Below are 18,093 nucleotides of genomic sequence, written 5' to 3' on the forward strand. Positions count from 1 at the left end.
CAAAACGTCGGAACCACGATCGGGAGACGGGAATGAAGCGGGTCGTTGCTTGGGGGGTGGCGGCATCGCTGCTGGGTTATGCCGGCTATGGCGCCGCGCAGCAGCTGCAAAGCATGTCGGCGGCGGACAAGAAGGCGGGAGCTGAGGCCCATCCGCAGCTGATGCAGGAATTTGGCGGCGCCTTCACCGGCCCCGCCGCCACCTATGTCACCGGCGTCGGCCGCAAGATCGCGATGCAATCGGGCCTTGCCAATTCGCAGTCCGAATTCACCATCACGCTGCTCAATTCGCCGGTCAACAACGCCTTCGCCATCCCCGGTGGCTACGTCTACACGACGCGCCAGCTGGTCGGCCTGATGAATGACGAGGCGGAACTGGCCTCGGTGCTCGGCCATGAGGTTGGCCATGTCGCCGCGCGCCATTCGGCCAAGCGCCAGGCGGCGGCTCAGCGCAACAGCGTGCTCGGTGCGCTGCTCGGCCTGGGGCTGGGCGCGATCGCAGGCGATTCGGGGCTCGGCCAGCTATTGCAGGAAGGGGCGGGGCAGGCGGCGCAGCTGCTGACGCTGCGTTATTCGCGTAAGCAGGAATATGAAGCGGACGATCTTGGCGTCCGTTATCTGCTCGGCGCGGGTTATGACACGATGGCTTCCTCGTCGATGCTCGCCTCGCTGGCCGCGCAGACCAGCCTGGATGCGCGCGACAAGGGCGCCGAATCGCGCGGGTTGCCCGAATGGGCCAGCACCCACCCCGATCCCGCCGGCCGCGTCGTCCGCGCCCGCCAGAAGGCGCAGGCCGCCGGTGGCGTCGGCCGGGCACGCAATCGCGATGCCTTTCTGAATGCGATCGACGGGCTGCTTTACGGCGACGATCCCAAGCAGGGCGTGGTGGATGGCAGCAGTTTCCGCCATCCGGATCTGCGCATCGCCTTCACCGCGCCGCAGGGCTTTGGCATCTCGAACGGCACCAACGCCGTGTCGGTCAGCGGCAGCGGCGGCCAGGCGCAGTTTTCGGGCGGCAAGATCGGCGGATCGCTGCAATCCTATATCGACGGTGTCTATCGCCAGCTTGGCGGCAAGGGCAGCGTGGGCGAGGTTCAGACGACGCGGATCAACGGGATCGATGCGGCCTATTCGGTAACGCGCGCGCAGACCAAGCAGGGGCAGGTGGATGTGGGTGTCGTCGCCTATCAAATGGGTGGCGGCAATGCCTATCACTTCGTCACGCTGGCGCCGGCCGGTCGCGGCTTCGGGCCGTTTTCCTCAATGGTCCAGTCGTTCAATCGCCTGACGCCGGCGCAAGCGGCGGCGGTGCGCGCGCGCAAGATCGACGTGGTGACGGTGAAGGCGGGCGATACGGTGCAGGGCCTGTCGCAGCGCATGGCCTATAACAATCTGAAGCAGGAACGCTTCATGACGATCAACGGGCTGGCCGCCAATGCGCGGCTCACGCCGGGGCAGCGGGTGAAGCTGGTCGTCTGGGGTTGATGCTTTTCTAAGAGAAGTGGGCAAAAGAAACGGGCGGCGAACCGAGGTTCGCCGCCCGTGCCTAGCAAGCCAAACCCCGATTAGAGGTTTTCGGCGACGTTGTTGAAGGTCGTTTCGAGGTTGTCGCCGATCGCGCCCATGGCCGAGATCGCGGCGACGGCGATGAGGGCGGCGATCAGGCCATATTCGATCGCGGTCGCGCCCTTGTTGCTCTTCAGAATCTTGCGGATGAACTGCATGTCCGGTCTCCATCGTTCCAGTATTCAGGGAGTGTTCCGTCTCCCTGCCGGTGCCTTTTCGAGGTCCGGCGTGGCGATTTTCAAATAACTCGGTTGCGAAATATTTAATTTTTTGGCCGGTATTGGAATATTGATGGTTAAGTTGCGTTAACTACTTTGTTCTCGAGATCATCCCACATGCCACCGGCTGTGCCGCCGAGCTGGCTTAGCCCCGCCATCATCGTGAGTGCGATCAGGGCCAGAATCAGGCCATATTCGATCGCGGTTGCCCCCTTGCGATCGTGAATCAGCTGGCTCAGCAGTTTTCTCATGCGCGGTCCTAGCCGCCGGGCCTGTTTCCCGGCATGGGACGCGAATAATGCAACAGCCTTAAGAAAGAGCTTATGTCGACGCCCGATCGCGAATTTTCCGGTCTGTTGACGGTGGTGGCGGTGGCGATGGTCGATGCCGATGGCCGCGTGCTGCTGCAAAGGCGGCCCGAAGGCACGTCGATGGCGGGGCTGTGGGAATTTCCCGGTGGCAAGGTGGAGCCGGGGGAACTGCCCGAGGCCGCGCTGATCCGCGAATTGCGCGAAGAGCTTGGCGTTGATGTCGAGGCGGCCTGCCTTGCTCCGGCGACGTTCGCCAGCGAAGCGCTGGGCGATCGCCATCTGCTGCTGCTGCTCTACGCCTGCCGCAAGTGGAAGGGCATTCCCCAGCCGCTGCACGCGCCCGAACTGCGCTGGGTGCGTCCGGTCGAAATGCACCGGCTGCCGATGCCGCCGGCGGATCGTCCGTTGATCGGGCTGATCGAAGCGCTGCTGTAAGATCCGCGCGCCTGGCGGGCATTTGCGAAATTAATGATTGATATGTTGTATCATGCGCTCTATCGAGCGTCTGATATAACGTATCGATAAAGGGTATCGCGAATGCTTCGGGTGGGCTTGTTGTGCGGTGTGGCGTTTCTGTGGGCGGGCGTGGCCCAGGCGGAGGAACTGGCGACCGACGCGGATGCGGCGGGCCAGGGGCATGATCGCAACGCGCCGGGCGATTATCATGAGACGGCCGGGCAGGACATCATCGTCACCGCGCCCTTCCGCCGCGACGTCGGTACGCTGCTCAGCGGCATTTCGGTGATGTCCGGCGAAACGCTGACGCGCGAATTGCGGCCGACGATCGGCGAGACGCTGGCGCGCCAGCCGGGCGTTTCGGCCACATCCTTCGGCCCCAATGCCTCGCGCCCAATCCTGCGCGGCTTCCAGGGCGATCGCGTGCGTATCCTGACCGACGGCATCGGCAGCTTCGATGCGTCGTCCACCTCGGTCGACCATCCGGTGGTGATCAACCCGCTGACGTCGGAGCGGATCGAGGTGCTGCGCGGGCCTTCGGCGCTGCTGTTCGGATCGTCGGCGGTCGGCGGTGTCGTCAATGTCATCGACAGCCGGATTCCCCGCCGCATTCCCGACGAGCCGATCCATGTCGACGGCATCGCCAGCTATGGTTCGGCCGCCAATGAGCGTTCGATCTCCGCCGGGGTGGAAAGCGCGCTGACCGACAAGCTCGTCATCCATTTCGACGGCAGCTACAGCAAGACCGGCAATCTGGAGACAGGCGGCTATATCCTGACGCCCGCGCTGCGCGCCGAAGCGGCGGAGAGCGACGATCCCGAAACTGCGGCGCTTGCCGATCTGAAGGGCAAGCTGCCCAACAGTGCCGCGCGCACTTGGCAGGTGGCGGCCGGCGCGGCGCTGATCACGGAAACCGGCAATTTCGGTTTTTCGGTCGCGCGCTATGACAGCCTGTACGGCATCCCCACCCGCTATGACGTCCATGGCGACGAGGATCACGACCACGACCATGATCACGATCATGACGACGATCATGGCGGCCACGGCCATGACGGGCAGGTGCGGCTGGATGTGAAGCAGACGCGGGTCGATGTGCGCGGCGAGGTCGAAACCGGCGGTGGCTTCCTGCAAAGCATCAAGTTTCGCGGCGGCTTCGCCGATTACCAGCATGACGAGCTGGAGGAATCGGGCGAGATCGGCACGACATTCTACAATCAGGGCTGGGAAGGGCGACTGGAGCTGGTTCAGGCCGAACACGGCGGCTGGCGCGGCGCGCTGGGCGGCCAGTTCCTGATCCGCAACCTCAATGTCGTCGGCGAGGAGAAGTTCGTTCCCCGCAACGAAACCCAGCAATTCGGCCTGTTCACCCTGCAGGAAGTGAATCTGGGCGCCGTGAAGGTGGAGGCCGGCGGCCGGTTCGAACATTCGGTGCTGAGCGCCGCCGCCGATGCCGATCTTGGCAACCCCAATTACCAGCGCACCTTCGATGCGATCTCCGCCTCGCTCGGTGCCGGTCTCGACCTCACCGATGGCTGGCGCGTCGGCGTCAACCTGTCGCGCAGCGAACGCGCGCCTTCGGCCGAGGAGCTGTTCGCCAACGGTCCGCACGCCGGCACCCAGAGCTTCGAGGTCGGCAATCCCGATTTCGCCAAGGAAAAGAGCTGGGGGCTGGAAGCTACGCTGCGCGGCAAGGGCGAAGGCTACAGCTTCAGCGCATCGGCGTTCCACAGCTGGTTCGACGATTATATCTATGAATCGGCCACGGGCGCGGAGGAGGACGGCCTGCCGGTCTTCCAATATGCCCAAGCCGATGCCCGTTATTACGGGTTCGAGGTCGAAGGGTCCGCCACGCTCGCCCATATCGGGCGCACCACGATCGTGGCCGATGCGCTGGCCGATTATGTCCGCGCGACGATCAAGGGGGACGGACCCGCGCCGCGCATCCCGCCGCTGCGCCTGCTGGGCGGCATCGAGGCGCAGTCGGAGGCCGTGACCGGCCGTGTCGAGGTGGAATGGGCGGACGACCAGAAGCGCGTCACCCAGTTCGAAACGCCGACCGACGGTTATACGATGGTCAACGCGTCGCTCGCCTTCCGCCCGTTCGGCAGCGGCAACCCGACCAGCATCGCGCTGTCGGTCAACAATATCTTCGACGTGGTGGCACGGCGCCATGTCAGCGTGCTCAAGGATTATGCGCCGCTGGCCGGCCGCGACGTGCGGATCACGACGCGCATCGATTTCTGACGGCTCCGCCGATCCCGGCCGCCGCCGACGCGGGGCTTGTGCCCTGGCGGTGGCGGCCGGCCGGCCCCCGGTTGCCACGCCTCCGCGCACCATGATAAAGGTGACGCCACTTTCACCTGTCGGCAGAACAGGGTTCGTGGAGAGAGTGGATGCTTCGGAACTTCGTTCAGGCAGAATTGCACAGCGGTCCGGCGCGCGTTCGCGTCCAGACCTATAATTACGACACGCCGTCCGAACAGACCCGCTGCCCCCAGCACCATACCCTGACGCTGATGACGTCGCGCCGCCGCAGCGGCTGGCGCGGCTATTTCCACCGCCCGCAACAGCCGGGTCGGCTGTTCGCTTTCGGCGATCTGATCTTCGTGCCGGCCGGCGTCAGCATCCATGGCAGCGGCCCGGGTGGCCCGCAGACGATGGTTGCCTGCAGCTATGCGCGCGGCTCGGCCGATGCGCTGGAGATGTTCGAACAGGGCTGGGACGATCGCGAGCTTGCCCGCTGCGGCGACCTGCGGTCCGATCGGATCGCCGATGCGATGCGGCGGCTGGGCGAAGAGGCGGTCAATCCTGGTTTCGGCAGCGATGTGCTGGTCGATGCGCTGACCACCGCCTTGCCGATCGATCTCGCCCGCCATTTTCAGGATGTCGTGCGCCGCAGCGTGCCGGTGAAGGGTGGGCTGGCGCCGCATCAGCTGCGCCTGATCGAGGAATATGTGCGCGAATGGCCGGCGGGCGGCGTGCGGGTCAGCGATCTGGCTGCGCTGATCGGCCTGAGCCGCGGGCATTTCATGCGCGCGTTCAAGCAGAGCGTGGGCAAGACGGTGCACGGTTTCGTCGAAGGCGTGCGGCTCGATCAGGCGAAAACGCTGCTCGCCGAAGGCGAAATGCCGTTGAAGCAGATCGCCGCGCGGCTGGGTTTCGCCAATCCGGCCAGCTTCTCGCTTGCATTCCGCCGCATGACTGGCGATACGCCCGGCCGCTACCGCACGGTACGCAAGGGGCTGAACTAAATAAGGCTCGCCCGCGCTACGCAAAATGCCGTCCGCAGTCCCTGTGGACGTTGCATTGCGATCCGTTCCGTCTCGTAATTGCCGGATAATGCGGTTCGAAATCTCCTTTATGAATCCTTGCGATAAGCGCGCGCGTTTTTGAACATAGGCGCGTCTCGCGCGCTGCGGGCGATCGCTTAAGACCTCCCTCCATTCGGCAAACAGCCGTTTCACAGGCAACGGGCGAATAAGCCCGGCCCAGGGAGGCCAGGATGCAGTTGGTTGATTCTCGTACCTTGTTCCGTGCGCGTTCGATGCGCAGTGCCCTGTTGGCGGCTGGCGCGGCGATGCTGCTGCCGGCCATGGCCCAGGCCCAGGATGCGGCCGCCCCGGCGGCATCCGAAGGCGGGCTGGAAGATATCGTCGTCACCGCCCAGAAGCGCAGTGAATCGCTGCAGCAGACCCCGCTCGCGATCAGCGCCGTCAGTGCCGACACGATCGCCACGCGGCGCATCACCGACGCGTCGATGCTGAGTTCGGTCGCGCCGAACCTTTCGACCACCACCGGCCCGTCGTCCAAGGGCCACCTGATCATCCAGATCCGCGGCATCGGCGAATCCGAACCGATCCTGACCGCCGACAGCCCGATCGGCGTCTATGTCGACGGCGTGATAGTCGGCCGGTCGACCGGCGCCGTGTTCGAACTGGTCGATCTGGAGCGCATCGAGGTGCTGCGCGGTCCGCAGGGCACCCTGTACGGCCGCAACACCACCGGCGGCGCCGTCAACCTGATCACCAAGAAGCCGGCCGACGAATTCGGCATGGATGTCGCCGGAAGCTACGGCAATCGCGGCTATTGGCAGGGCAAGGCTTCGGTCGACACGGGCGAGTTCGGCGACAGCGGCTTCAAGGCGAAGCTGAGCTATCTGCACAAGCAGGCCGACGGCTATGTCGACAATCTGAACGTCAAGGACAGCCGCGATCCGGGCGCCTACAACACGGATGCCGTGCGCGCGGCGCTGGCCTTCGATCGCGGCGGCGTATTCCGGTTCGACTATACGTTCGACTGGGCCGAAACGAAGGCGGTGGCGGCGATGGCGCAGCTGACCGTCGCGCGGCAGGATGTGCTGGATTATTTCAGCCGTTCGGCAGCCGTGGGCGGCACCGCGTTCATCCCGCCGTCGACCGAGCGACGCAGCGAAGCGCGGCCCGATGTGACGGCGACCTATGATCGCACGATCAGCCATGTCGCGACCGCCGAGGTCGATTTTTCGGACAGCACGACCTTCCGTTCGATCACGGGTTTCCGCGAATGGAAGAACACCATCGCCAACACCGACCTTGATAACAATTCCGGCCTGATGGGGCTGGTGGTCAGCCCGGCGCCGGCCGGGATCAAGCCGGTGCAGCTGTTCGGCGCGGACAATGATCGCAAGCAGCACCAGTTCAGCCAGGAACTGAACCTGCTCGGCCAGATCGGCGACAATCTCGAATATGTCGCCGGTGCCTTCTACTTCCGCGAAGAAGCGCGCGAAACCAATCCGCAGACCTACACCTTCGTCCGCAACATCCCGAATGTCGGGCTGGCGGGGATCAACCTGGTCAACACGGTCGACTATAATACCGAAAGCGAATCCAAGGCGCTGTTCGGCCAGGCGACCTATAATTTCACCGACGATCTGAGCTTCACCGGCGGTGTGCGCTACACGTGGGACGACAAGAAGCTCGTCCAGCGCGCGCCCTTCGTGCGCCAGCTTTCGCGCGGCTTCTCCAAGTTCAACTATGCCGCGACGCTGACCTGGCAGGCGACGCCGGACATCATGACCTATGCGCGCATCGCCACTGGCTACAAGGCCGGCGGTTTCAACCCGCGCGCGGTGAACGACGGCTATGATCCCGAAACCGTGACCAACTACGAACTGGGCGTGAAGAGCGAGTTCTTCGATCGCCGCCTGCGGTTCAACGGCACGCTGTTCTACATGGATCTGAAGGACAAGCAGTTGAACCAGTTCGTCGCCGGATCGGGTGGTGCTGCCAGCCAGACGATCAACGCCGGCAAGGCGGACTTCAAGGGCGTCGAGGTCGAGGTCGAGGCGCTGCCCTTCGATGGCCTGCGGCTCAACGCGGCGTTCGGCTATGTCGATCGCAACTTCAAGGAATTGCTGGCCGTCGATCCGGCCGACAATATCGAGAAGGACTATGCCGATATCGGCAAGTTCAGCTATTCGCCCAGCACGACGCTGAACGCCGGTGCGCAATATTCGATCGAGGACGTGGCGGGCGGAACGCTCTCCTTCCGGGCTGATTATACCTATAAGAGCAAGGTCCATTACAACGTCCTGCCGGGCGCGCCTTTCTCGCCCTATGACGCCGATATCGCGGCGCCTGGCTATGGCCTGCTCGACGCGCGCATCGCGCTCGCCGATGTGGCCATTGGCGGCACCGAGGCCACTTTCACGCTGTGGGGCAAGAACCTGACCGACAAGGTCTATCGCGTGTCGGGCATTGATTTCGGGTCACTTGGCTTCGCCGTGAACACCTATGGCGAGCCGCGGAGCTACGGCGTGGATGCGAGATTCAAGTTCTGAGCCGCGCCTGATGCGTTAGGCTGCCGGAAATAGCGCGCGGGCACGTACCCGCGCGCAACCGGAAAGAGGATGCGATGGCCTACGACACCTATCTGATGAAGGGCTATCAGCCGCTTGCGACGGACAGCAGCGTGCTGGTCAGCTCGTCCAAATATCTCAACGATCCGCGCGTGCGCGATTGGGTGGCGACGCACATGCTTCGCCGCAACGGGCCGGACATTCCGACGCCTTCGGATTCGATCCAGCTCGTCATGATCCTGCGCCAGATCGAGGATGCCGATCATATCAACGCGCTGTTCGCCGAGGAGCGCAAGAAGAATCCCCGGCTCGATGCCTGGCTTTCCGAACGCTATGTTTCGACCTTCAAGCGCGAGGATCTGGCGCAATATGGGCCGGAAACGGTTGGCGGCATCTTCTACAAGCAGTTGATGGATAACGACCTTCAGGTCGATATCGTGCCGCCGTCGGTGCCCAAGACGGACTATGAATATTTCAACCTGCGGTCCGGCCAGTGCCACGATCTGGAGCACATATTGGGCGGCGGCGGCTTCGATTTCATCGGCGAACTGGTGCCCTATTATATGCGGCTCACCAATTTGTTCGTCCATCTGAGCCCCGAGCTGGCCGGGCTGATTTCCGCCTTCTCGATCCTCGGTTCGACGCGGATCATCACCCGCGCGGTGCTGCATTATCCCGAAACCTGGCTGACGGTGCAGGAAACGGTGGAGCGCGGCGCGAAGGTGGGCCGGGAATCCGATCCCTTCTTCATGGCCAAATATGAAGACGTGTTTCACCTGACGCCCGATGCCGCGCGCGAGGCGCTGGGCATTCGCGGCGTCCGCATCGTCGATACGGCGGAGGCTTCGGCAAAGTGGGTATGATCGAACGCATCAGCTTTCGCGGGCATGACGGCATCAGCCTGGCCGCGGATATTCGTGGCCCGGCGGATGGCGCGCCGGTGCTGCTGCTGCACGGTGGCGGCCAGACGCGCGGTGCCTGGGGCGCGACGGCGGATGCGCTGGCCCGCAAGGGCTTTCGCGTCACCACCATGGATCTGCGCGGCCATGGCGAAAGCGAATGGTCGCCCGATGGCATCTATATGCTCGATCGCTTCGCGGACGATCTGCGCGGCGTGATCGCCGAGATTGGCGAGGATCCGGTGCTGGTCGGCGCGTCGCTGGGCGGGCTCACCTCGATGCTCGCCTGCGGGGAAGGGCCCAAGGCGCCGCTCGCCGCCCTCGTGCTGGTCGATATCGTCCCGCGCATCGAACGCGGTGGCGGCGATCATGTCGTGGGCTTCATGCGCGGCACCAAAGATGGGTTCGACAGCCTGGAGGACGCGGCCGAGGCGATCGCCGGCTATCTGCCGCACCGGCCGCGTCCCAAGTCGCTCGGCGGTCTCGCCAAGAATCTGCGGCAGGGCGAAGACGGGCGCTATTATTGGCGCTGGGATCCCGAATTCGTGCGCCCGCGCGAAAACTGGAACCCCGACGAAACCAGCCGCCGGCTGGGCGCCGCCGCGCAGGCGATCGACGCGCCGATCCTGATGGTGCGCGGCACCAAGAGCGAGATCGTTTCGGACGAGGCGCTGCGCCATTTCCGCGAACTGCTGCCGCAGGCCGAAGTCGCCGAGATTCCCGAAGCCCGGCACATGGTGGCGGGCGACGATAATGACGCTTTTCTGGGTGCAATCACGGATTTCGTAGCCCGTCATGCGGGCCGGGGAGAAAAAGCCGATGGGTGAATGGGTGCTTCCCAGCCGCGAGGAAACGATGGCGCGGTTGATGCGGGGTTATTCGCGTGTCGCGGGCTTCGCGCGCGATCAGGATTATACCGTGGCCGACCGGCTGGAGGAGCGCGCGGCCGACCATGCCGACACGCCCTTCATCCTGTTCGAGGATGAACGGCTGACCTTTGCTGAGGCCAATGCCCGCGCCAACCGTGTCGCCAATGCCGCGCGGGCGGCGGGGCTGCAGAAGGGCGATGTCGTCGCCCTGATGATGTACAACCGGCCCGATTTCGTGGTGACTTGGCTGGGCCTGTCGAAGATCGGCGTGGTGACCGCGCTGATCAACACGTCGGCCACCGGCACCGTGCTCGCCCATGCGATGAAGCAGGTCGGCGCGCGGGCGCTGATCGTCGATGCCGAACTGGGCGGCCCGGTGGCCGAACTGGCCGATGCCGACGTGCCGGAACTGCTGTGGGAACAGGCGGAAGCCGGCCGGCCGCTGTTCGGGCTGAAGCGGGCACGCGATTTCAATGCCGAAATGGCCGCCGCCAGCGACGCCAATCCCGATCGCTCGCTCCGCGCCGGGGTGGTGATGGGCGAGCCGCTCTATCTGATCTTCACCAGCGGCACGACCGGCCTGCCCAAGGCCGCGAAGATGAGCCACATGCGTTTCCTGAACGCGGGTGAGATGATGGGCGGGCTGATGGAATTCGGCCCCGACGACGTGTTCTATTGCGTGCTGCCGCTCTATCATGGCGCCGGCGGCATGGTGGTGCCGTCCACATCGCTCGCTTTCGGCGTGCCGTTCGTGCTGCGGCGCAAATTTTCGACCAGCGGTTTCTGGCCGGATGTGCGCCGTCACAAGATCACGTCCTTTTACTATATCGGCGAGATCTGCCGCTATCTGCTGAACGCGCCTGAACGCCCCGACGATGCCGACAACAGCCTGCGCGTGATGACGGGTGCAGGCATGAAGGCCGAGCTTTGGGAAGCCTTCCAGAAGCGTTTCGACGTGGGCTGGGTGTTCGAGGGGTTGGGCTCGACCGAGGCCAATTACGGCATCACCAATGTCGACAACAAGGCGGGCTCGGTCGGCCGCGTGCCATATCCCGCGCACACCAACATGAAGTTCGTGCGCTATGACGTCGAAAGCGACGATCATGTTCGCGACGCCGATGGCCGGCTGGTCGAGGCGCAGGTGGGCGAAGTCGCGGAACTGATCGCCGAGGTGCTCGGTGGCACCGGCGTCGGCGGCTATTTCGAAGGCTATACGTCGGCCGACGCGACCGAGCAGAAGCTGCTGCGCGACGTGTTCAAGCCGGGCGACATCTGGTTCCGTTCGGGCGATCTGATCCGCTTTGACGAGGAGGATTATTTCTACTTCGTCGATCGCATCGGCAACACCTTCCGCTGGAAGAGCGAGAATGTGTCGACCGAGGAAGTGGCCGCCGTGCTCGGTGGTTTTCCGGGGCCGGACATCGTGAACGTCTATGGCGTGAAGGTGCCGGGCACCGAAGGCCGGGCCGGGATGGTGGCGCTTACCTATGCCGATCCTTCCGCGTTCGACCCCGAAGCCTTTTATCGCTTCGCGGCCGACAAGCTGGCCCATTATGCCGTGCCGCTGTTCGTGCGGCTGGCCGCCCAGGCGGACATGACCACCACGTTCAAGCTGCGCAAGGTGGAACTGCAGCGCGAAGGCTATGCGCCCGATCGCGTTCATGGCGATCCGCTGTTCGTCGTCGATCCGCAGGCCGGTCGTTATGTGCCGCTGACGCCCGAGGCGCTGGCACGGCAGGGCCTTGCCCCCTTTAATTCGGAGAGTTGAGATGCGCGTCGAACCGAGCGCGGAACAGAAGGCGCTGCGCGCCGAGTTTCGTGCCTATCTGAACGGGATCATGACGGACGAGGTTCGCGCCGCGACGCAAGGGGCGGAAAGCGGCACGGTCTATCGCGACGTCATCCGCCAGATGGGCCGTGATGGCTGGCTTACGCCGGGCTGGCCGGTCGAATATGGCGGCAAGGGCCTCGATCCTTCGATGCAGAAGATCCTGCTCGAAGAACTGGTGCTGGCCGAAGCGCCGTTTCCCTTCGTCACCGTCAACACCGTCGGCCCCGCGCTGATGCGGCTCGGCACCGAGGAGCAGAAGCGCGAGATCCTGCCCCGCATCGCCACCGGCGATCTGATCTTCGCGATCGGCTATACCGAACCCAATGCCGGGTCTGACCTCGCCTCGCTGAGGACGCGGGCGGTGCGCGATGGCGATGATTTCGTCATCAACGGGCAGAAGGTGTTCACCAGCGGCGCCGAGGGCGCGGACTATGTGTTCCTCGCCGCCCGCACCGATCCGGATGCGCCCAAGCATAAGGGCATCACCATCTTCATGATGGATGCGCGGACGCCGGGCTTTTCGGTGACGCCGATCTGGACGGTGGGCAGCGTGCGCACCAACGTCACTTATTATGAAGATGTCCGCGTGCCGGCGTCGATGATCATCGGCCAGGAAAATGGCGGCTGGCGCCTGATCGCCGAGCAATTGAACCATGAACGGATCGGCCTCGCCGCGCTCACTTATGGCGCGAACGGCTGCTTCGACGATGTGGTGGAATGGGCGCGCGGCATCGACGCGGCCGATGGCGGGAAGCTGATCGATCAGGGTTGGGTGCAGCTCGCGCTCGGCGAATGCTACGCCTTGCTCCGCGCCATCGGGCTGATGGGCGATCGCGTGGGCTGGGAAGTGTCGCAAGGGGTGACGCGGCCCGAATTGGCGAGCGGCCTCAAGGTGTTCGGCACCGAAGGCATGATCCGCGCGATCCGCCTGCTGCTCGACGTGATGGGCGCCGCCGGGCTGGTGCGCGATGGATCGCCCGGCGCGCAACTGCGCGGCCGTATCGAGCGCGAATATCGCAAATGCCAGATCAATACGTTCGGCGGCGGCTCGGCCGAGGTGCTGCGCGACATGGTAGCGCAGGTTGGCCTGAAGATGCCGCGCGCAAGGTGAGGATGGATATGACCGAACAGAGCGATTTGCTGGCCCGCGCCCGGGCCTATATCGGCAGCGAAGCGACCAAGCCGGTCACCGCGCGCGATCCCGTCAACCAGCCGATGATCCGCCGCTGGGCGGAAGCGATGGGCGACACCAACCCGCTGTGGCACGACGCGGATGCCCGCGCCGCCGCCGGCTTCAACGGCGCGGTCTCCCCGCCGGCGATGCTGGAAGTGTGGACGATGTCGCCCTACCGGCCCGGCGGCGGCACGTCGGACGAGGGCATGGAAGTGCTCAAGCTGTTCGACGAGGCCGGCTATTTCGGCGTCGTCGCCACCAATATCGAGCAGGAATATGTCCGCTACCTGCAGGAAGGGGACATCATCCAGTCGCGCGCGGTGGTCGCCGACGTGTCGGACGAAAAGCGCACGGGCCTCGGCATCGGCCATTTCGTGACGATCGACTATGAATTCACCGACCAGAAGGGTGAGCTTGTCGGCCGGATGAAGTTCCGCGTGCTCAAGTTCAAGCCGCCGCTCAAGCAGGCCGAAGCCGCGCCGGCGGCGGCCGAGGGCAAGGCGAAGAAATTCCCCCATCCGCGCCCGGCGATCACGCATGACAACGCCTTCTTCTGGGAAGGGCTGAAGCAGCGCAAATTGCTGATCCAGTCGTTCAACGGCCGGCTGGTCCATCCGCCGGTGCCGGCTTGCCCCGAAACCGGATCGTTCGAATGGACGACGGTGGAAGCGAGCGGCAAGGGCGTGATCCACAGCTTCGTGGTGATGCACCAGCCGCAGCTGCCCTGCTTCGAATATCCGCTGCCGGTGGTGCTCGTCGAACTGGCGGAGGGCGTTCGCATCGTCGCCAACATGATCGACGCGAAGCCCGAGGATGTGGCCGTCGGCAAGGCGGTGACGCTCGATTTCGTCGAGGTCGAGCCCGATTACATCCTCCCCGCCTTCCGGCTGGCCTGAGGAGGCGCCCCGTGGATTTCGCTCTTACCGAGGATCAGGCCAGCCTGCGCGATCTCGCCGCGCAGATCCTGTCCGACAACAGCACGGACGACAGCCTTCGCGCCTTCGCCCGCGACGATCGCCCTTATGATGCGGCGCTCTGGCAGACGCTGGCCGAAGCCGGCCTGCTCGGCCTGGCCGTGCCCGAAGCGCATGGCGGGCTGGGGCTCGGCATGATCGAGCTGGGCCTGTTGCTGGAAGAACAGGGCCGCACGCTCGCCCCGGTGCCGCTGCACGCGACGCTGGTGGCCGGCGCGCTGCCCATCGCCAGGTTCGGCAGCGCGGCGCAGCAGGCGATGCTCGCGCGCGTCGTGGCCGGTGAAGCGGTGCTGACCGCGGCGCTGGAGGAAGTGGGCAACCATGATCCCGCGCGGCCGATGCTGCGTGCCACGCGTTCGGGCAATGGCTGGACGCTGGATGGCGTCAAGACGGCAGTGCCTTATGGCGCGCAGGCCGAACGCATCCTCGTTCCCGCCACCAGCGATGAAGGCGTGATCGTGTTCGTCGTCGATCCGCAGGCGGCCGGCGTCGAAATTGCTGCGCAGCAAAGCACCAGCCCCGAACCGCAGGCGGAGATCCGTTTCCGCGCGGCACAGCTTGCCGGCGACGATGTGCTCGGCACCGTCGGGCAGGGGGGCGAAATCGCCCGCTTCATCGTCGATCATGCCCGCGCCGGGCTGGCCGCCTTGCAGGTGGGCATTTGCGGCGAGGCGCTGAAGCGCACGGCGGCTTATTCCAGCGAGCGCATCCAGTTCGATAAGCCGCTGGGTTCGATGCAGGGCGTGCAGCATCGCGTGGCCGACGGCTTTATCGACGTGGAGGCGATGCGCTCCACCGCCTTGCGCGCGGCCTGGCTGCTGGACGAGGGCATCACCTCCCCGGCTGAGGTGGAAACCGCCAAATATTGGGCGGCGATCGGCGGGCACCGCGTGTCGCATTCCGCCCAGCATCTCCATGGCGGCATCGGCGCGGACACCGATTATCCGATCCACCGCTTCTTCCTGGCCGCCAAGCAGGTCGAGCTCGCGCTGGGCGGCGCGCAGCCGATGCTGGCCGCCATCGGCCGCGAGATCGCGGCCGGCAACACCGAACCTCTCGCGGGAGCACGCGCATGACCTTCGACGACATTCAGGTGGGGCAGGCGCTGCCCGAACTCGTGATCCCGATCACCGCGTCGGCTATCGTGGCGGGCGCCATCGCCACCAATGATTTCGAAAATGTCCACCATGACAAGGCGGCCGCGCAGGCCACCGGCGTGCCGGATATCTTCATGAACATCCTGACCACCAACGGCTTCGTCCAGCGTTTCGTGACCGACTGGGCCGGGCAGGATGCACGCATCGCCAAGATCGCGATCCGGCTGGGCGCGCCCAATTTCGTCGGCGACGAGATGAAGATGAACGGCGAAGTCGTGGCGCTCGACGCCGCCGCGCGCACCGCCGATATCAAGGTTTCCGGCCGCAACGGCATTGGCGAGCATGTGACGTCCACCGTCACCATCGGTTTTGCGGAAGGAGCGCGTTGATGGGCACGATCAGCAATCAGGCGGCGATCGTCGGCATCGGCGCGACGGAGTTTTCCAAGAATAGCGGCCGTTCCGAACTGCGCCTCGCGGTCGAAGCGACGCTGGAGGCGCTGGCCGATGCCGGCATCGACCCGGCCGAGGTGGACGGGCTTTCGACCTACACGATGGACAACAACCCGGAGATCGAGCTTTTCCGCGCGATCGGCGGGCGGGAACTGAAATTCCACAGCCGCATCCATTATGGCGGCGGCGCGGCCTGCGCGCCGATCATGCACGCGGCGATGGCCGTGGCGACGGGCGTAGCCAAGACGGTGGTCTGCTACCGCGCGATGAACGAACGCTCGCAATATCGCTTCGGCACCGGCCACACGCCGCCGCCGGTGCCGACCGCGGAAACCGCACATTACGGCTGGTATGTGCCTTATGGCCTGATTTCGCCCGCTTCGTGGGTAGCGATGCAGGCGCGGCGCTACATGCACAATTATGGCGCGACGTCGGAAGATTTCGGCCGCGTCTCGGTGGCCGCGCGCAAGCATGCCGCGACCAACCCGAAGGCATGGTTCTATCAGCAGCCGATCACGCTGGAGGAGCATCAGGCGAGCCGCTGGATCGTCGAGCCGCTTCACCTGCTCGATTGCTGCCAGGAATCGGATGGCGCGGTGGCGATCGTCGTCACCTCGGTCGAACGCGCCAAGTCGCTCAAGCAGCCGCCGGCGATCATCCGCGCGGCAGCGCAAGGCGCGGGTGACGATTCGCAGATGATGACCAGCTATTACCGGCAGGACATCAGCCGCATTTCGGAAATGAACATCGTCGCCGAACAGCTCTACGCGCAGGCCGGCATCGGCCCGAACGACGTGCAGGCGGCGATCCTCTATGATCATTTCACGCCCTTCGTCCTGCCCCAGCTCGAAGCCTTCGGTTTCGCCAAGGAAGGCCAGGCCAAGGATTTCATCCGCGAAGGCAATATCGAAATGGGCGGGCGCCTGCCGATCAACACGCATGGCGGCCAGCTCGGCGAAGCCTATATCCACGGCCTCAACGGCGTGGCGGAAGGCGTGCGGCTGGTGCGGGGCACCTCGGTCAACCAGGTGGCGGGCGTCAACAATGTGGTCGTCACTGCCGGCACCGGCGTGCCGACCAGCGGCCTGATCCTGTCGCCGGCATGACGAGCGCCGCCCTCGCCGCGCAGCCGCTGGTCGGCGGGCGCATCGGTGCGGCACTGTCGCTGGCGGTGTTGTTGTGTGGATCGGTCTGCACCGGGCTGGTCTTTGTCGCACTGGTGCCGGTGCTGCCGCTGCTGGCGGCGGAATATGGCGGGGGCGATACGGGGGCACTATTCGCCCAGTCGGTGATGACGATGCCGGCGATCGGGCTGATCGCCGGGGGCTTCGGATCGGCGCTGATGATCCGCAAATTCGGGGCGACCTTGCTGCTGATGCTCGGCCTTGCCTTGCTCGGCACCAGCGGCGCGGCGGCCTTCGGCCTGCATCGTGGCGAATTGCTGCTGGCGAGCCGGCTGGTGCTGGGCTTTGCCGCATCGATGGTGACGATTGCCACCACGGCGCTGATCTCGGCCCGCTATGAGGATATTACCCGCGCCCGGATGATCGGTATCAAGGGCGCGCTGGGCGCGGTCGGCAGCGTTGCCGGCATCATGATCGCCGGCGAACTTGGCGATCTCGGCGGTTGGCGCCTGCCAAACCTGCTCTATCTGTTCGGCTTCGTGCTGCTGGCGCTGGCGCTGGCGACGATCCCGATCACCCGGCCGGCGGTGGCCGCGGGTGGCCCGACCGGCAGTGCGATGCAGGCGATCCGCCTGCTTTGGCCGATCTATCTGATGGTGATCGGCTTCGGCGTCGTGCTGATGATGACGAACACGCAGCTTTCCTTCCTGCTGGCGGAAATCGGCATCACCAAGCCGACCGAGGCATCGCGCATCCTGGTCGTCAGTTCGATCAGCTCCGCGATCGGGGGCTTCCTGCTCGGTTCGCTGCGCCAGTGGATCGGCATTGCGCGCGTGCTGCCGCTCGCCTTCGCCTGCTGGGGCGTCGGCCTGTTGCTGCTCGGCTTCTCGCACACCGCCTTGCCCGCGATCATTGGCAGTTTCCTGTGCGGTTTCGCCGGCGGCACCTTCGTGCCGCACATGGTGGCGAGCCTTGCCGGCAGCGCGCCGGTCGCGCTGCGGGATCGGGCGATCGCGCTGCTCTATTCGGCGATCTTCCTCGGCGATTTCATGAACCCGCTGATCATCCAGCCGGTGAGCGAGGCCCTGACCCGCCATGGCGCCTTCAAGCTCGTCGGCGGCATCTGCATTCTCGCCGCCGTCATCGCCTTTGCCCGGGTGATGCGGCGGCCGGCCTGACGGAACGGCCGACAGATCGGGCCTTTATGTGCCGGCATGGCCACCAAGCGGGGCAGGGGGTGGAGCCATGGCGGCCGGTGCGCGCTAGGCTTCGGCCAAAGCATTCAGG

General features: G+C 65.1%; 16 protein-coding genes. 14 read left to right on the top strand and 2 right to left on the bottom strand.

Features of this window, described 5'->3' with window-relative positions; translation table 11 throughout:
- Positions 1-32 precede the first annotated feature (32 nt).
- Positions 33-1,484, top strand: a complete 1,452-nt coding sequence (locus CHB74_RS06390; RefSeq protein ID WP_089218797.1) for a M48 family metalloprotease — start codon at positions 33-35, stop codon at positions 1,482-1,484.
- Between the two features lie 80 nt (positions 1,485-1,564).
- Here CHB74_RS06390 and CHB74_RS06395 read toward each other — a convergent pair whose 3' ends face one another.
- The gene (locus CHB74_RS06395; protein WP_089218798.1) at positions 1,565-1,723 is read right to left on the bottom strand and encodes a Flp family type IVb pilin; all 159 of its coding nucleotides are present in this window, start codon (positions 1,721-1,723) and stop codon (positions 1,565-1,567) included.
- A 137-nt stretch (positions 1,724-1,860) separates the two neighbouring features.
- On the bottom strand, positions 1,861-2,034 hold the full coding sequence (locus CHB74_RS06400; protein WP_089218799.1) for a Flp family type IVb pilin: 174 nt from the start codon (positions 2,032-2,034) through the stop codon (positions 1,861-1,863).
- 72 nt (positions 2,035-2,106) lie between these two features.
- On the opposite strand from CHB74_RS06400, the gene CHB74_RS06405 reads away from it, so the two are divergent.
- From CHB74_RS06405 to CHB74_RS06465, 13 genes are all read left to right on the top strand, one after another.
- Positions 2,107-2,529, top strand: coding sequence for a (deoxy)nucleoside triphosphate pyrophosphohydrolase (locus CHB74_RS06405; RefSeq protein ID WP_089218800.1), 423 nt, complete (start codon positions 2,107-2,109; stop codon positions 2,527-2,529).
- Between the two features lie 102 nt (positions 2,530-2,631).
- The gene (locus tag CHB74_RS06410) at positions 2,632-4,794 is read left to right on the top strand and encodes a TonB-dependent receptor (RefSeq protein WP_089218801.1); all 2,163 of its coding nucleotides are present in this window, start codon (positions 2,632-2,634) and stop codon (positions 4,792-4,794) included.
- A 149-nt stretch (positions 4,795-4,943) separates the two neighbouring features.
- Positions 4,944-5,801 carry a helix-turn-helix domain-containing protein gene (locus CHB74_RS06415; protein ID WP_089218802.1) on the top strand — a complete coding sequence of 286 codons (858 nt, stop codon included), beginning with the start codon at positions 4,944-4,946 and terminating at the stop codon, positions 5,799-5,801.
- Between the two features lie 251 nt (positions 5,802-6,052).
- A complete protein-coding gene (locus CHB74_RS06420; RefSeq protein WP_089218803.1) occupies positions 6,053-8,368 on the top strand; it encodes a TonB-dependent receptor in 2,316 nt (771 codons plus the stop codon).
- Between the two features lie 74 nt (positions 8,369-8,442).
- Positions 8,443-9,249, top strand: coding sequence for a hypothetical protein (locus CHB74_RS06425; RefSeq protein WP_089218804.1), 807 nt, complete (start codon positions 8,443-8,445; stop codon positions 9,247-9,249).
- Positions 9,246-10,112 carry an alpha/beta fold hydrolase gene (locus CHB74_RS06430; protein WP_245842680.1) on the top strand — a complete coding sequence of 289 codons (867 nt, stop codon included), beginning with the start codon at positions 9,246-9,248 and terminating at the stop codon, positions 10,110-10,112. The genes CHB74_RS06425 and CHB74_RS06430 overlap by 4 nt, the downstream gene beginning before the upstream one ends.
- Entirely contained in the window at positions 10,105-11,922 is a 1,818-nt protein-coding gene (locus tag CHB74_RS06435) for a long-chain-acyl-CoA synthetase (protein ID WP_089218806.1), read from the top strand. The genes CHB74_RS06430 and CHB74_RS06435 overlap by 8 nt, the downstream gene beginning before the upstream one ends.
- A gap of 1 nt (position 11,923) precedes the next feature.
- Entirely contained in the window at positions 11,924-13,096 is a 1,173-nt protein-coding gene (locus CHB74_RS06440; protein WP_089218807.1) for an acyl-CoA dehydrogenase family protein, read from the top strand.
- A gap of 8 nt (positions 13,097-13,104) precedes the next feature.
- Positions 13,105-14,055, top strand: coding sequence for a bifunctional MaoC family dehydratase N-terminal/OB-fold nucleic acid binding domain-containing protein (locus CHB74_RS06445; protein WP_089218933.1), 951 nt, complete (start codon positions 13,105-13,107; stop codon positions 14,053-14,055).
- An 11-nt stretch (positions 14,056-14,066) separates the two neighbouring features.
- Complete coding sequence (locus CHB74_RS06450; RefSeq protein WP_089218808.1) at positions 14,067-15,209, top strand: acyl-CoA dehydrogenase family protein; 1,143 nt, start codon at positions 14,067-14,069, stop codon at positions 15,207-15,209.
- Positions 15,206-15,619, top strand: a complete 414-nt coding sequence (locus CHB74_RS06455; RefSeq protein ID WP_089218809.1) for a MaoC/PaaZ C-terminal domain-containing protein — start codon at positions 15,206-15,208, stop codon at positions 15,617-15,619. The genes CHB74_RS06450 and CHB74_RS06455 overlap by 4 nt, the downstream gene beginning before the upstream one ends.
- Positions 15,619-16,788, top strand: a complete 1,170-nt coding sequence (locus CHB74_RS06460) for a lipid-transfer protein (RefSeq protein ID WP_089218810.1) — start codon at positions 15,619-15,621, stop codon at positions 16,786-16,788. The genes CHB74_RS06455 and CHB74_RS06460 overlap by 1 nt, the downstream gene beginning before the upstream one ends.
- Positions 16,785-17,984 (top strand): MFS transporter, encoded by a 1,200-nt coding sequence (locus CHB74_RS06465; RefSeq protein WP_089218811.1) that lies wholly within the window; start codon positions 16,785-16,787, stop codon positions 17,982-17,984. The genes CHB74_RS06460 and CHB74_RS06465 overlap by 4 nt, the downstream gene beginning before the upstream one ends.
- Positions 17,985-18,093 lie beyond the last annotated feature (109 nt).

This window comes from Edaphosphingomonas laterariae (assembly GCF_900188165.1).
In the GTDB taxonomy this organism is placed as follows: Bacteria; Pseudomonadota; Alphaproteobacteria; order Sphingomonadales; family Sphingomonadaceae; genus Sphingomonas_E; species Sphingomonas_E laterariae.

Bases quoted from the DNA above. Each gene is read 5' to 3' on its own strand.
- CHB74_RS06440 (WP_089218807.1), top strand. From the start codon at position 11,924: ATGCGCGTCGAACCGAGCGCGGAACAGAAGGCGCTGCGCGCCGAGTTT.
- CHB74_RS06460 (WP_089218810.1), top strand. From the start codon at position 15,619: ATGGGCACGATCAGCAATCAGGCGGCGATCGTCGGCATCGGCGCGACG.
- CHB74_RS06435 (WP_089218806.1), top strand. From the start codon at position 10,105: ATGGGTGAATGGGTGCTTCCCAGCCGCGAGGAAACGATGGCGCGGTTG.
- CHB74_RS06415 (WP_089218802.1), top strand. From the start codon at position 4,944: ATGCTTCGGAACTTCGTTCAGGCAGAATTGCACAGCGGTCCGGCGCGC.
- CHB74_RS06410 (WP_089218801.1), top strand. From the start codon at position 2,632: ATGCTTCGGGTGGGCTTGTTGTGCGGTGTGGCGTTTCTGTGGGCGGGC.
- CHB74_RS06390 (WP_089218797.1), top strand. From the start codon at position 33: ATGAAGCGGGTCGTTGCTTGGGGGGTGGCGGCATCGCTGCTGGGTTAT.
- CHB74_RS06400 (WP_089218799.1), bottom strand. From the start codon at position 2,034: ATGAGAAAACTGCTGAGCCAGCTGATTCACGATCGCAAGGGGGCAACC.
- CHB74_RS06420 (WP_089218803.1), top strand. From the start codon at position 6,053: ATGCAGTTGGTTGATTCTCGTACCTTGTTCCGTGCGCGTTCGATGCGC.
- CHB74_RS06465 (WP_089218811.1), top strand. From the start codon at position 16,785: ATGACGAGCGCCGCCCTCGCCGCGCAGCCGCTGGTCGGCGGGCGCATC.
- CHB74_RS06425 (WP_089218804.1), top strand. From the start codon at position 8,443: ATGGCCTACGACACCTATCTGATGAAGGGCTATCAGCCGCTTGCGACG.
- CHB74_RS06395 (WP_089218798.1), bottom strand. From the start codon at position 1,723: ATGCAGTTCATCCGCAAGATTCTGAAGAGCAACAAGGGCGCGACCGCG.
- CHB74_RS06430 (WP_245842680.1), top strand. From the start codon at position 9,246: ATGATCGAACGCATCAGCTTTCGCGGGCATGACGGCATCAGCCTGGCC.
- CHB74_RS06455 (WP_089218809.1), top strand. From the start codon at position 15,206: ATGACCTTCGACGACATTCAGGTGGGGCAGGCGCTGCCCGAACTCGTG.
- CHB74_RS06445 (WP_089218933.1), top strand. From the start codon at position 13,105: ATGACCGAACAGAGCGATTTGCTGGCCCGCGCCCGGGCCTATATCGGC.
- CHB74_RS06405 (WP_089218800.1), top strand. From the start codon at position 2,107: ATGTCGACGCCCGATCGCGAATTTTCCGGTCTGTTGACGGTGGTGGCG.